Source organism: Roseibium sp. AS2 (genome assembly GCF_038900065.1).
Lineage (GTDB): Bacteria > Pseudomonadota > Alphaproteobacteria > Rhizobiales > Stappiaceae > Roseibium.
This window is the reverse complement of sequence record NZ_JBBMQN010000018.1, coordinates 1-15,272: the sequence shown is the minus strand read 5'-3', so window position 1 is coordinate 15,272 and position 15,272 is coordinate 1. Positions and strand designations below refer to the sequence as shown.

7 protein-coding genes are annotated in these 15,272 nt (G+C 56.4%); 1 reads left to right on the top strand and 6 read right to left on the bottom strand.

The features are described from left to right. The 4 genes from WNZ15_RS26205 to WNZ15_RS26190 all read right to left on the bottom strand — a co-directional run. Positions 1 to 2,192: Hint domain-containing protein (locus WNZ15_RS26205; protein ID WP_342896001.1), on the bottom strand; the 2,192-nt coding region annotated here is incomplete at its 3' end. Further along, entirely contained in the window at positions 2,185 to 2,694 is a 510-nt protein-coding gene (locus WNZ15_RS26200; RefSeq protein WP_342896000.1) for a hypothetical protein, read from the bottom strand. The genes WNZ15_RS26205 and WNZ15_RS26200, both read right to left, overlap by 8 nt. A gap of 23 nt (positions 2,695 to 2,717) precedes the next feature. Beyond that, a complete protein-coding gene (locus WNZ15_RS26195; RefSeq protein WP_342895999.1) occupies positions 2,718 to 3,323 on the bottom strand; it encodes a hypothetical protein in 606 nt (201 codons plus the stop codon). Positions 3,324 to 4,254: 931 nt separating this feature from the next. Beyond that, on the bottom strand, positions 4,255 to 13,158 hold the full coding sequence (locus tag WNZ15_RS26190) for a calcium-binding protein (RefSeq protein WP_342895998.1): 8,904 nt from the start codon (positions 13,156 to 13,158) through the stop codon (positions 4,255 to 4,257). Between the two features lie 48 nt (positions 13,159 to 13,206). Between WNZ15_RS26190 and WNZ15_RS26185 the strand changes: the two genes are divergently transcribed. Beyond that, complete coding sequence (locus tag WNZ15_RS26185; protein WP_342895997.1) at positions 13,207 to 13,407, top strand: hypothetical protein; 201 nt, start codon at positions 13,207 to 13,209, stop codon at positions 13,405 to 13,407. A gap of 530 nt (positions 13,408 to 13,937) precedes the next feature. Here the strand turns inward: WNZ15_RS26185 and WNZ15_RS26180 are convergent. Both WNZ15_RS26180 and WNZ15_RS26175 read right to left on the bottom strand, forming a co-directional pair. Next, the gene (locus WNZ15_RS26180; RefSeq protein ID WP_342895996.1) at positions 13,938 to 14,420 is read right to left on the bottom strand and encodes a hypothetical protein; all 483 of its coding nucleotides are present in this window, start codon (positions 14,418 to 14,420) and stop codon (positions 13,938 to 13,940) included. A gap of 135 nt (positions 14,421 to 14,555) precedes the next feature. Beyond that, positions 14,556 to 15,152: a hypothetical protein gene (locus WNZ15_RS26175; RefSeq protein ID WP_342895995.1), complete on the bottom strand. Its 597-nt coding sequence runs from the start codon at positions 15,150 to 15,152 to the stop codon at positions 14,556 to 14,558. Positions 15,153 to 15,272 lie beyond the last annotated feature (120 nt).

The following is a 15,272-nucleotide window of genomic DNA, read 5'->3' as shown; positions in this document are numbered from 1 at the left end:
CGCTGCCGGCCAGCCCTCAGATCCCGTCTGCGTCTCCTTCCACAGACCGGCCGGTCGCCATTGACGGCCTCCACCTGCTCCACCCGGTGACCCTCGGCCTCCGAGGCCAGCAGCATGTCGCCGACCGTGCCGGTGGTGCCGTCGCTGCGGGTGAAGGTCGTCTTGCCGGTGATCACGGACCCGTCGGAAAGCTCAATCTGGGAGGCGTCGGCAGTGAGGTCTATCTCGGTGATGCCGAGTTCGGCGAGTGTTTTGGAAACGGTTGACCCATCCGGCAGGGTGACCATCACCTTGAATTTCTGGAAATCCGTGTCGCTCGCGTTCAGCACACCGTCGCCGTTGCTGTCAAAAACCGAGGCCAGAGCTTCCAAGTCGCTGGTCGCCGTCGGGTCCCATTCGGTGAAGACGAACTGGCGCTTTTCGGTGATGGCGTCGCGCCCGTCCGGATCGAAGTACAAGACCCCGTCACCTTCGCCGGCCCAGGCCGTACGACGCAGAAAACCGTCGCCGCCGGTGTCGAGGAAAACGGTGGAGCGGTCCAGCGCGGTAACTTCCAGGCCGTCGCCGTCCAGGTCGAGCAGGACGGGCTTTGTGCTGGTATCACTCTCGCCGCCCGACTTCTTGGTTTTCTTGTTGTCGTAGAGCTCTTCCTGCTCCGCCCGACGGAATTCCTTCGCGCTGACAACACCATTATTGTCATAATCGCCGAGACCGCCGGTGCCTTGGCCCGTCGTGCGGGACTGGCTGGTATCGACGCGCGCACCTTCGGGATCCTGTCCCGAATTCTGATCCGCGCCGGACGCGGCGGCAACGCTCTCACCCTTGTTGCGAGCGTGCTTGATTGCAGCTTCGATTTTGGAAAATTCGTGTGGGTCGGTGATCGGCTCCGGAAGCAGTCCTGCATCTTTCTGCTTTGCCGTCTGACGATGCAACGTTTGTTCTCGCCAAGAGGCAAAAGCTATGTCGGTACCGGAAGCCCCCGCGGCGCCCATTCCGAATGCGACGGATTCCGCTATCGCGGTCGGGGTGTTTCTGTAAGTCTCGGCCTGCCCGAAGCGGTATCCGATGACAAGATTTCCGTTCAGTGGCATCAAGCCGCCATTGCTCAGCTCAACAGTCGCCTGGCCGTCAAGTTGTTCCCAACCGGGGTACTCAAAGCCTGTGCCGTTATTGTAGGAATCGTTGTGCACCCGCACACCGCCGGCGACATAGGTATGGAAGTCCTCAACCTCGAAATTGTAGGTCTTCCAGCCTTTTTTATAGACCGGCTTCAGGGCCAGGTTGCCGTTTTCCGGATACACATAGCCTTCCGCCTGCTCGAACATGTCGGCGGTTTCGGCGGAATAGACGATCCGGTCAGCGGAGACTTCTGCTTCGGAGCCGTCGGCAAGCACGATGGTGCCTTGTCCGCCAGCGACAAGGCTTTCGATCTCACGGAAGCCACCATGGGCAGCCAGGAACTGGTGGCTAGGTGTGGTGACGAGTTCTTTTGCCTCGCCAATTTCCGACCAAGTCAGACGTAGCCACTCTTCGGTGATGTTTGTGAAAGTGCGGAGAACTTTTTTAGGGAAAAGAGCGCCGCGGCCATTTTCGGCGAAAGAGTGGAATGAGAGAACAACGTCACCTATTACGATGTTGTCGATGCTTCCCCGCTCGCCACTTTCACGTAATACTAGTGTTTTTGCCTCAAAGCACCGAGTTCCAAAGTCAACGGTTCCCAAGTCAATCCCATGCAGGATCTGCGACCAGGTAAGCTCTTCTAAAGGAACATTTTCATATGCATCGGGAAATGAGTTTGGGTGACCGGATAGACCGCCCTCATAAACATGTTTCGCTATCTTTTCCAGCGCAACTTCACCGTACTTGGCTCCGAAGTATCCGCCAACAGCTCCGCCAACAAGTGCACCGATCCAACTTCCACTTACGGTGCCCAGAATTTTAGCGCCAAGCGCTGTGCCATTTGCCGCACCAACGAGCCCCCCAAGCCAGCCGGCAGACTGAATTTGCACTTCTCCTGGAATTCCCGATTTGTAAGCTTCGATTATCTCAACGGATTCCGTAACGCCCATTGCACCAACAGAATAACCGAGACCTTTCACACCAAAGCTATACATGGCTCCGCCGACTGCGCCGTAAACTGTAGCGATTGCACCATTTACATCGTCTGCTGTGAAGGAAATCTCGTTACCCATTTATATTGTCCTCATGTGAGATCGCACCAAATACATTCAAAACAAACGCAAACAAGACAGTCGAAAATGCTGTATATGTAAGAAAAAAATGAAATACACTGTACCATCCGTATGTTATTTCAAGATTTATTAAATCTGTCTTTATAGACAAATTGTAAGTTACTAAAAATGACATATAAAAAATCAAAATAGCAGTAAATAAAGAAACAATTATTGCTATAATATTTATTGGAAATCTCTTTTTATTTAAAATCAAATATGCAAATGACAAAAACACAGGTACTGTGAGCGCTAGAAATCCTTGAAATACGTAGTAAGATGAAAAGAAGCATCCCCTTCCTTCACGACGGTCAAAATCCAAGTAAATTTTGATATTTTCACCTACAATTGGCAAATTTAAAAAATGCTTTAAATAAGAGCAAAATAATCCATCAGAATTAAAAGCTACCCAGAAAACAGAAATTAATAAATTTATTGAAATAGAAATCCAGATGTAATTCAACTTTGATTCTCCTAAGTCGCTTTTTAAATTTCTAGACAGTTCAAAGTCTCAGCATAATTCCCCCCAACCGTCACCATCCCACAGCGCCGGAAGAAACTATCCGCGTCCGCCGCATTCTCGCCATTCGTTACATGCACCATCAGATGGGCGCAGTTTCTCGTCCTGGCCCAGTGGCGCACCGCCTGCACAAGACGCAGCGCGACCTTACCGCCGAGCAGCGTGCCGGTAAGCTTTTGGGAAATGTTCAGCGTCTGCACCGTCGCGATCAGCGTGCCAGTGCCCAGGAAATGTTCGCCTGCCTGCACGGAGGCGAAGCCAAGCAGCCCGTCTTCGGTAAGCGGTTCATCCGCCCCCGGCACGGCATAGATCAGCCCGAAGCGCTCCGGCTGGCCGATCGCCTTGTCAAAGATCGCCTTGGCCTTGTCTTCGGAAAACGGAATGTCCCGGAACACCGTGTGCAAATGCGCCTCGCGCGCCAGATGGACCCCGGCCCGGCAATCCGTCTCCGAGCCATCAGCCAGCCGGATTTTGACGCTGGTCCTCGCAGGCCTGTGCACCCTACCGTCGGTCTTCCGGGCCGCCGCGTCGGCCGGCGTTTTCATTTCGTTTGAAGCGCGTTCGCCGATCACATGTTCGCCCCTGCAGGTCTGTCCCGACTATGCGCCCTTGTACCGCCCCGGGCAGTTCATTCCGGTTGCAATCCGGACCCTAACAATGTGAGGACACTTTACAAGTGTCCCGCCTGTGGCAAAAGGATTGCTTTCTACCAGTTCCCCAACGGCGTCAATGCCCTGGATCCTGTCACCGGGTCTCTGTGCTGTGGAGATCCCGGGGCGATATGTTTAAGCGAAAGCTCTTGTTTGATGCTGCTTTCAAACGGCCTTTGATGTGCCGTGCGTTTCGGTCCGGATGATCACGATCACGATGAGGTGGCTTTCGCAAAGGCATGGCCGGTTCGTTTTCGACGTTCGAGGACGCGACGCTTGGTCTTGTAACGCGCAAGTTCACTTGGCACATATGGCGTTTCCGGGATTAAGTGGGTTTAAGCGGTTTTTGACGGTTTTCTGCCACTTCGAGGAAGGTGAGGCTAATTCGGGTGCGCAACTTCAATTGGCTAAAAATACCGTCATGGGTGGGTTGGTGAATTGTGCCATTTGAAAAAGTTCAATAAAAACAAACACCGCGCAAGTTCGAGGTGGGAACCAAAACGTGTTTTTTGGAAACGTGTTCCCACCTAAGCAAGACGCCCAGAATTCTGTGGTTTTTCAGATGTCGGGCTTATTGATCCGCTTGCCAAGGCGGGAAAACTCAACGTCGCAGAATTTATCCCTTTATTTGACTTATGAGTCAGAAATGATGCGTTGGATGCCGGCAGGCGAAGGCAGCCAACGCATCATTTCAAAACCGGGCTGTCGACCAAGGATACGATCTGTGTTCTCGACACCAAGACGCCGTGATCATTCGGCCAATGCATCGTTGCGTTCAACTGAACGCAACGGTGTTTTTAACACGTCGGTGCCAATCAACGCTTGCTTTCGGTACAAGGATTCCTGCGCTTCGTTATACGAACCGGAAATCGTCCTGGTGCAAATCGGCAAGCTCAACGCCCTCGAGCACCACGAGCGGTGCGTCGAGGCCGACATTGATTGTGACACTGCCCGCGGCCGCGTCCTCCGTCGCTCGTGCCAGAACATCGTCAAAGTCTGTGAAATGCGTCAAGGACAGCTCAAGCACATCCTTCGTTTCGGCTCCGACGACGAAGTCCGTGACCACATCGGCCGCAGTGAACTGAGGCGGTGTTTGGGAATTCAGCGAGGTGAAGACAAAGGTATCGTCTCCGGCTCCGCCTGTGAGGACTTCGACTCCGGTTGTGGAGGTCAGGATGTCGTCAGCAGAAGTTCCGTTCAGCAAAGTCGCGCCATGGGCCAGCGATCCAACATCGGAAAGGATTGTGCCATCGGCAAACTCGAACTGCTCAATGTTCTCGCCGAGATGAGCGATAAGGAGCGTCCCTTCAATGGATCCTTGCGCGTCTCGCCAGATGATTTCCAGCTCATTGCCGTTCACATAGCTAACATCATTGTCCCTGATGGAGAATTCCAGATCCGCAAGGAAGAGATCACTGAAGATGATCCTGTCTGTTTCGTTATCCGCACTCTCTGCATATGTATTGATGTAGGTCTTGCTGAAGCCGCTTGAGAATCGGTAGGTGTCACTACCCTCGTTGCCATACAGATACTGCCAGCTGGTTCCTGTCCCTGCGTCGAGTAGGTCATCCCCGTTGCCGCCAAACAACTGGTCGGTTCCGGCGCCTCCAAGCAGGACGTCGTCCCCTTCATTTCCGTAAATCATGTCGTCGCTGGAACTGCCTGCAATCAGGTTGTCGTCAACTCCGCCGATCAGTTCGAGTGCTCCACTGCTGTGAAAACCGATATCCGCAACGCTCGTTCCGTCTGCAAATTCAAACTCTTCTATATACTGTGCAACATGCGCGACACGGATGTTTCCCTCAACAGTTCCGTTCACGTCGCGCCAGACAAATTCCAGTTCGTCGCCATTGACGTAGCTGCTGGCGTTGTCACGATAAGAAATTTCAAGATCCCTCAGGGCAAGCTCTTTAAAAACGATCTTGTCCGTTCCGTCACCCGAACCTTCAGCAGCGGCGTTGATGTAGTTTTTGCCGGCGTCCCGCGAGAACTTGTATGTGTCATCGCCACCTTGGCCTAGAAGATATTGCCAGCTCGTGCCGGATCCGGAATCAAGAATGTCGTTGCCGTCACCGCCGTAGAGCTGATCGGTACCGTCTCCACCCAGCAAGGTGTCATTCCCGTCGTTTCCGTAAATCATGTCGTCAGCAGCACTGCCAAGAATGCTGTCGTCGGTAGCCTCACCGTAGATCTTCAGGGCACCATTGCTATGGACATCGAAGGTGGAAAGGCTGGTGCCGTCGGCAAACACAAATTGCTCTATGAATTTGCCCACGTGGGCAACCCGGACAACGCCCTCGACAATACGATCCTCATTCCTCCAGTAGATTTGAAGCTCGTCGCCGTTTGAGTAGCTGCTAGCGTTATCTCTGATGGAGATTTCAAGGTCTGCCATGGTTAAACCATCGAAGACGACCTTGTCCGTGCCTCCATCAGAGACTTCAGCGCTGCCATTTATGAAGGTCTTGCCGATTTCCCTTTCGAACAGGTACGTGTCGTCGCCACTATAGCCATACATATACTGCCAGCTTGTGCTTGCCCCGGCATTGAGAAAGTCGTCACCGCTGCCACCGTAAAGCTGATCCGTACCGTCTCCACCAAGCAAGATGTCACGATCGTCGTCGCCATAGAGCTTGTCGTCTCCGTCGCCTCCCACAATCACATCGTGGCCATCGGCTCCATGGATCGTGTCATCGCCGCCGCGCCCGATAGAGAACTCGCTCTCCGTATAACCGGTCTTAGTGTCGTTGACATCGCTGAATGGCCGGAACTGGTCGATATGGCCGATCCAGAAACTGTCGCCATTTTCAAAGGTAAAACGTTCCACCCTTGACGCCGTCCCGATGAACCAGTCGTTGATGTTGACAAGACCTATGAGTGGGGCGAGCCCGGCCTCTGTGGCCTCGGCTTCCTCCTGAGCGCTTTCTCCATAAAATTCGATCAGAAGGTCGTCGCCGGATTGACTGAGTTTCAGATCTTCAAGGTCGATACCCGCACCGAAAAACAGCGTGTCGCCATTGGAACCGCTGCCGGTTTCCACAATCGTGTCGTAGCCGTCGCCGCGATTGTAGATATAGGTATCGTCCCCGCTGCCGCCTTCCAGCCGGTCGGAGCCGATGCCGCCTAGCAGGACATCGTCCCCGCTTTCGCCGAGAAGAGTGTCGTTGCCGCTCCCTCCAAGGAGAACATCGTCACCTGCTGCCCCGCGAACGATATCGTCGCCACCGCGCGCGAAAGTATATTCATCGCCGCTGACGCCGGTCATGTCGTCGTCTATGTCACCGAGCGGGCGGAATTGATCAATATGGCCGATGGAGAGTGAGCCGCCATCTTCAAACATCAGGCGTTCGACGCGTTTGTCCGGATCGATAAACCAGTCCGTCACCGTGATCGTCCCGGTGAGAGGTGCAAGTCCCAATCCGGCTGCTTCGGCTGCTTCTTCCACGGTCTCGCCATAGAACTCGATCAGCAGATCATCTCCGGACTGACTGAATTTCAGATCCTCGAGGTCAATTCCGAGACCGAAAAGGATTGCATCACCGTGAGACCCGTGGCTCGTCTCTAAAATAATGTCGTCCCCGTCACCACGGTGGTAGACGTAAATATCGTCCCCGCCGCCGCCCTCAAGCATGTCGTTCTGGGTTCCGCCAATCAGTTCATCATCGCCGAATTTACCGCGGAGCGTGTCGTAGCCGGCTCCACCGATCAGCCGGTCATTGTTGTTTGTCCCCGTCAGTGTATCGCTGCCCGCGCCGCCAAAGAGGGCATCATGTCCGTCGCCAGAGCTGAGAAGGTCGTCGTTGGCGGCGCTGCCGACCAGTAAGTTCGCGTCGTCTGTCGAAATAATGACTGCCTGTTCCCCAAAAGAGGCAAGGAGTTCGTCTTCCGCAGTTACCGGAAGCAGGAATACGTCATGATTGTTGGTTTCTCCGTGGCCGGTCCCCACGACAAGATGCTCTCCCGAGCGAACCAGTTCGGCAATTACCTTGGCGCGGCTTCCTTCTGGTTGCGCGAGAAACGCAAGGTGTTCACCCAGTTCCTCCACTGTCGGTTCACGGCCGAACGTGTTCTGATAGGCGCGCGCGACAAAGCCGGTGTCACTCAGATAGTTGTAACGCTGGAGGTACTCGTCCGACAAAAGCAGCGCTTCCGCCAGACCGGCAAGATCCAATTGCCCCCCGCGCGTATATTGCACCAGGACCTCGACCTCGGAGCGGTCCATGTCACGATCGAGAACGCTGTCGTAGACCCTGCCAGCTTCCGCCAGCAGGCGGTCTTTTGCCGATGCGTCAAAACGGCCGGTAAAGATGGTTGTAGCCCCGTCCAGGGTAGACACCATTTTCCAGGTTTCGATCCCTTGTCCGTCAACCTGATGAGATACGTTAAAATGTGCGGCTGTCGTGGATGCCGTGACACCATTGTCCCAGCTGTAACTGCCGTTGCCGATGGGCGAATGCGCGATGGTCTGTGTCACGCCGTCGCGCTGAACAGTTGTCAGAAGACCGTCGGCCGTGGTTTTGGTGGTCGACGTCTTGTGGACAGACCCGCTACCATCATAACCTGTTTCGGTAAGCGTCTTGCTTCCATCGGCGGCTGTTTCACTCACGCGCAGAAGATCGGATTGGCCATCCCCGTCAAAGTCATAGGTGTCGGTCACCGTTCTGCCGTCTGCACTGACGGTTTCCACGTATTTTGAGCGCAGCGATCCGTCATCGTGCCAGTCTGCGCTCGTTGTGGTTCGGCCTCCATCTGCGCCCAGCACCGTTTCGGATATCCCGTTGGTGTCCTCTTCGCCGTCGCCATCGGAATCGACGCTGGTCGTGGCAATGAAACCGTTTGCGGCGGTGACCGTTGTGCTCGCGTAAATCAGGGTGCCATCACCGTCTCTTTCCTCAAACAGCCGGATTTCATCACCCGCGTCATTGTAGGAAATGGTCGTCTCGCGCGTAATATCGGTCTTGCCATTGCCATCGACATCCAAGCTGTAGATGGCCGCTAACCCGTTTGACGTTGCCGTCTTGGTAATCACACTTGCATTCGACCCGTCGGCCCTCAGATCCGTATAGGTTGTGGTTTCGTCGCCACTCAGATCATAAAGAGTTTCGATTTCAAGATCTGAGCCGGACTTGCCATCATGATCATAGGTCATTGTCTGCAGGCGCGCGTCTTCACTGACGACCACGGTTACATCGCGAAGCAGTCTGCCGTTGGGGGCAAATGTCTGGTCCGTTTCGGTACTGCCGCCGGCGGCTCCCTGCTCGTGCGTCCTCAAACGGTCGATCCCGTCGTCGCCGTTTAGGTCGGTTTCGGTCGTGATTAGGAGACCGTCGGCACTCGTCGTACGGTTCGCGCTGCCGAGACTCGCTCCGGAGCCGTTGACTGTCGTCCAGGTCTCGGCGATCGAGCCATTGTCCGAGAGGTGGGTTGTCGATGTGGTGACGAACTCGTTGGTGCCGTCGCCGTCTAAATCCAGCTCGACAAGACTGTCGAGCCCGTTGCTCGATGTTTCGTTGCGTTCCTTGGCAATAACACTTCCTGACCCGGTCTCGTGAGTCACTGTCCGGCTGATGGTGCCGTCTGCCGCGATCTCCGTGGTGTTCTTCAGCACACGTTCGGAAGCACTATTGCCGTCGAGATCGAAGGAGACAGTGCGCTCCAGCCCGTTGCCGCTTTCAGCGACAGTTGTCCGCGATATCAGCGTGCCGCTCGCCGAATAGGCGGAGGCGGTTGTCGTGGTGACGCCGTCATCGCCGACCGTGGTCGTGGTCACCGTGTCATTGGTGCCATTGCCGTCGGCATCGATGGCAAGCGAGGAAGAGCGGCCGTCGCCTGAGACCGTCTCCACCGAGCGCGCCAGCAGCGAGCCGTCGCGGGCCGTCAGGGTTTCGGAGGTGGTCACCGTGCCGTCGGCGGCAATCGCCGTCCGGCGCTCTGCGGTCTCGTCCGTCAGGCCGTCGCCGTCGAGATCCTCCGTTCGCGTGGTCGTCAGCCCGTCGCCGCTGACGGTTTCCACCGCTTTGCCCTGCAGCGTGCCGTCATTGCCCTTGAAGCTCGTCGAGGTCGTCGCCGTGCCGTCGGCGTTCAGCACCCGAACGGTCTCGGTGCGGGTCTCATAAATGCCGTTGCCGTCGGCGTCCCTCGAGACCGTCGAGGAAAGGCCATTGGCGCTGGTCACCGTTTCGGTCTGCTGGGTCAGGGCCCCGGTTTCGTCCTTGTGCTGGACACGGGTCGTCGCGAGCCCGCTGTCCGCCACCATCCGCGTGATCCGGATGTCGGTTTGGCCGTCGCCATTGACATCGCTTTCCGTGACATCGGACCGGCCATTGTCGGAGACGGTTCGGGTCGTGCTGCCGCGTAGAACGCCGCCTTCGCGGGTCTCGGTTGTCGTTACCGTATCGCCATCGGCTTCCAGAACCATGGTCGAGGTTTCAACCAGGTCGAAGGATCCGTCACCGTCGCGGTCGGTCTTCTGGACCGTCACCAGTCCGTCGTCGCTGGTCTCGATCTGCGTCCGGCCCAGAAGCTGGCCGGTTTGTGAGCGGGTCTCGACCGTGCGGGTGGTGCCGCCATCGGCGTTCACAACCGTTTCGTCGGTTCCCGTGCGCTCAAAGGTGCCGTTGCCGTCGGAATCGGTCTGGGTGACGGTTTTCAGGCCATCGTCGCTCACAGTCACCGTGGAGGTGCTTTGATGCGAGCCATCGGCGTTTTCCGTGGCCCGGACGGTCGTCCGGCTGCCATCGGCATTCAGCGTCGTGATGCTGTGGCTGACCTCGTCGGCGGCCTGGTCGCCGTCCAGATCGCTCGCGATTGATGTCACAAGCCCGTTGGCACTGGCGGTGCTCACTGTCTCGCCCAGCACCGTGCCGTCGGCAGCTGTCTGCGTGGTTGTCCGTGTCACCACGCCGTCCGTGCCCTTCACCTGAACCGAGGTGCTGTCGATGGCGCCGTCGCCGTCCAGATCCGTGGTGACAGTAGTGGTGCGCCTGTCGGCGCTCTCCGTGGTGACAGTCTGCGACAGCAGAGTGGTCTCGTCACCGGCATAGGCGGACGCCGTCTGCGTGGTGCCGCCATCGGCTTCCAGTTCCAGCGTGTTGACGGTTTTCTTTTCAAAGACGCTGTCGCCGTCGACATCTTCCCGTGTGGTTCTGGTCAGCCCGTCCGCGCTGGTCTCGCTCACCACTATGGTGCGCAGCGTATTGTCCTGATTGCGTGTCGTGACGGTGCGGCTGGAGGAACCATCGCCGTTCTGCACCGTGACATCACCGACAGAGACATCCGTATCGCCGTCGCCGTCGAGATCCTGCGCCGTCTGCCGGTCGAGACCGTCCGCCGAGGTCACCGTGACCGTCTTTGCCGTCACGGTGCCGTCCGCAGTCCGCGTCCAGCTTGTCGCCGTGCGCGCCTGCGTTGCCGCATCGACCGTGACCGAGGAGAGCAACTCGTCGGCAGCAAAGCTGCCGTTCTGGTCGAGATCCACCCAGACTTCCTGGCCGACCTTGTCCGCGTCCAGGGTCTCCTTGCGCATGGCGCGGACAGAGCCGTCGCCATTGGTCTCCGTAACAACCCGCTCCCGGCTGCCGTCGGCGTTGACCAAAGTGGCATCGACGGTGGTCAGATCGATATCGCCATCCCCGTCCTGGTCCAGTTCCGTGGTTTTCTCAAGCGCGTCTTCCGACTGCACTGTCGTGGACAGGCTGCGCAGGGAGCCGTCGCCGTTGCGGATCTCCAGCGTTGACGTGCTCGGCCCGGAGGCCGGCACGGTGATGTCGAGGATCTCGCGCACATCCGCGTCACCGTCACCGTCCAGATCCCGCGTGATGACCTTGGAGCGATTGTCGGAACTGACCTCTTCGGTAACATGGGACCGCAGTGAGCCGTCCTGATTGGCGACCGTCACGACTTCCGTGCGGCTGTCGTCTGCATGGGTTTCGACCGTGTGGGTCTCTATGGTGTCCGCGGCCTCATCGCCGTCCGCGTCCAGGCCATCGACGCGGCTTGAACCGTCCGACGACACGCTCTCACTGCGGCCCATGATCACCGTGCCGTCCTTGGCAAGGTCGCTGATGACAATCGTCAGGCTGCCGTCGGCCGCCTCGGTGCGGGTCTCGCGCTGGTCGAACCAGCCGCCGCCCGTTGAGTCCCGCTCGATAATCTCGACCTTGTGGTCGGCGGATTTGGTGGTGACCTCGCGCGATGTCAGAATGGCACTCGCCTGGTCGGAGCCGGAAAGATTGCTTTCCGTCTCCGTCCGGCTGCCATCGCCATTCACCACCGTCTCGATGGTCTGGATCCGGTCGACGGTGCCGTCGCCGTCATCGTCGTAGCGGGTGACGATCGACAGGCCGTCGGCGCTGGTCACCGAATGGATCTCATACGCCTTGCCGCCATCGGTGGCATAGGCCGTGATGGTCACCGTGCGCGCACCGGTGCCGTCGATGGACTCCACCTGTGTCACCCGGTGGCCCTCGGCCTCCGAGGCCAGCAACATGTCGCCGACCGTGCCGGTGGTGCCGTCGCTGCGGGTAAAGGTCGTCTTGCCGGTAATCACGGACCCGTCGGAAAGTTCAATCTGGGAGGCGTCGGCAGTGAGGTCGATCTCGGTGATGCCGAGTTCGGCCAGGGTCTTTGAGGTGGTCGACCCGTCCGCATTGGTCACCAGCACCTTGAACTTGCCGAAGTCGGCATCGCCGGCGTTCAGAACGCCGTCGCCATTGGAGTCAAACACCGAGGCCAGGGCTTCCAGATCGCTGGTCGAGGTCGGGTCCCATTCTGTGAACACGAACTGGCGCTTTTCCGTGATCTCGTTGCGCCCGTCCGGGTCGAAGTACAAAACCCCGTCGCCTTCGCCGGCCCAGGCCGTGCGATGCAGAAAGCCGTCGCCGCCGGTGTCGAGGAACACGGTGGACCGGTCCAGAGCGGTGACCTCGAGGCCGTCGCCGTCCAGGTCGAGCAGGACGGGCTTTGTGCTGGTGTCACTCTCGCCGCTCGACTTCTTGGTTTTCTTGTTGTCGTAGAGCTCTTCCTGTTCCGCCCGACGGAATTCCTTCGCGCTGACAACACCGTTGTTGTCATAGTCGCCGAGACCGCCGCTCCCTTGACCCGTCGTGCGGGACTGGCTGGTATCGACGCGCGCACCTTCGGGATCCCGTCCCGAATTCTGATCCGCGCCGGACGCGGCTGCGGTAGCATTCCGATGGGCTCTATCCTGAAAAATGATGTCGATGGGGCTCTCGTTCCCGCCCCCTCTTGCCATGTATTCGGCAACGACCGCAGCCCGAACCGAGGCATTGTCGTAACCGGCTTTTGCAGTCGCATATCCGGCTGCTTCCGCGCGGCCATATCGGCTGTCGCGATAACCGGGGTCGAGATCCGTCAAGTAATCTGTGACGTCCTTTACGTCGACACTCAATGCCCTCCCATCGAGAGAAGCAAGCGTAGGGTTGCCGTCCTTGTCGACCTGCCCATAGCTCGACGTCCATACTTGGCCGTCAAATTCAGTATGAGGACCAAAGTCAAATCCTTGGCGATCGGTCCAGGAATCGTTATGCACCCGCACGCCGCCGGCGACATAGGTATGGAAATCCTCAACCTCAAAATTGTAGGTCTTCCAGCCTTTTTTGTAGACCGGCTTCAGTGCCAGGTTGCCGTTTTCCGGGGTAACGTAGCCTTCGGCCTGCTCGAACATGTCGGCGGTTGCAGCGGAATAAACGATGCGCTCGGAGGTCACTTCGGCCTCGGACCCGTCGGCAAGCACCACGGTGCCTTTGCCTCTTGCAACTAGGCTTTCGATCTCACGGAAGCCGCCATGGGCGGTCAGGAACTGGTGCCCCGGCGTGGTGACGAGTTCTCTTTCGGCGCCATCTTCGATCCACGTCAGGCGCAGCCACTCTTCGGTGATGTTGGTGAAGGTGCGGACAACTTTTTTAGGAACGAGGGCACTGCGACCGTTTCCATTGCTTGGATTAAACGCGGATATACGGTCCCCAGCCTCTATTTCCTCAATTGAAATCGATTCCCCTTCGCAAAGTAAGACTTTGGTTCCCTGTGCAAAGCAATGGTTTATCGCGCTCTCAAAGGCCTTTTCACGAATTGCTTTATTAAGCGCCTTATCAAGCGCAACCAGTATATTTGAAAAACTTAAAAAATTATCATAGAAGCTCCTGATTTTTACTTCCACATAGGCGCCAAAATCAATATTTTTTGCAATCGGAAGCTGCGCAGTGAGTCCTAGAGTAGCATCGGTATCGATGGTAACGCTAAGAGGGCCTTTCCCTAGACCCAACTCCGTGACCTTCCCATCGGTTGCTACAGTTCCATTAATAGCCTTAAAATCTAAAGAACCTTCGTACTTAGTACTTTTCTTTACGTCGCCTGTTATTGAGAATTTTGTTTCGTTGTTTATTCCAAATTCAAATGGTCCTGCTTCTTTGGAGCGCGTTTGATTAGTGAATATTCCTGCATCTCCCGGCGAGTAAAATCTAAAATCATGGTAATCATAGGGATCGTAGGACTGCGTCCTAGTAAATATACCTTCCATCAGTATTTCTCTCTCAATAGATCAATGAAATTTCTTGCCTTGCCCTCAACGCTATTTCCAGAAAGAAGAAAATCTTTGTTTTCTGTAAGCTTGTATGCAAAAACCTGCAAAACACAGCTTAAATTTTGCGGTCTGTCACCAGCGCTTGAATCGTTTATGCCAACAATTCTAACTAAATTTTCGTTCTGCAACTTGATGATCAAACAAAAATCCGATTCTCCTTGGAACTTAAGCGCTACTTCAGGCCTCAAATCCGGAAAAAATTTTGCTACCTTTTGTAAGTTCATCTTCCCTTCTTTTAAGTAATGGTCACCCGATACGAATATGAAATCGGAAGAATTTGGTTTCTCCTTTACCTCGCCATAAAACGAATAGACGCGGATCATAGAAATCAGAAAGTTCCGAATATAGTCTTCGTCGACAGACCAAACAGGGTTGATTGGTTTAACATCGCCGCGGGCACCTCCCGCACTTACGCTCATGGCGAATAAAATTGATAGTATTAATGTTGATAGATGGTTCCTCAAGGCAACACTCCCATATTCAAGATGCTTGCCACATTCTTTTCTTTAACTCGAATGTGCCAAGAATTATCGATTGAAATACGACGAAGTATTTTAGAATTCCGCCGACAAATCAGAATAATTCCCCCCAACCGTGACCATCCCGCAGCGCCGGAAAAACCGGTCCGCGTCTTCCGCATTCTCACCATTGGTCACATGCACCAGCAGATGCGCGCAGCCCCTTTCCTTGGCCAATTGCCGCACCGCCTGGACGGGTCGGAGGGCGACCTTGCCGCCGAGCAGCGTGCCGGAGAGGTTTTGGGAAATGTTCAGCGTCTGCTCCGTCGCGATCAGCGTGCCGGTGCCCAGGAAATGTTCGCCTGCCTGCACGGAGGCGAAGCCAAGCAGCCCGTCTTCGGCAAGCGGTTCATCCACCCCCGGCACGGCATAGATCAGCCCGAAGCGGTCCCGCTGCCCAGTCGCCTTGTCGAAGATCGCCCGGGCCTTGTCATCGGAAAACGGAATGTCCCGGAAGATTGTACGCCCATGCGCCTCGCGCGCCAGAAGGACCCCGGCAAGGCAATCCGCATCCGAGCCATCAGCCAGCCGGATTTTGACGCTGGTCCGCAAGGGCGCGTCCGCACCACTGGCCTTCCGGGCCGCCGCGTCGGCCGGCGTTTTCATTTCGTTTGAAACGCGTTCGCCCGTCACACGTTCGTCCCTGCCGGTCTGTCCCGATTGTGCGCCCTTGCAGCGCCCCGGCGCTTCATTCTGGTTGCAATCCGGACTTTAGCAATGTCGGGACTGTTTACAAGCACCCCGGCTGCCCCG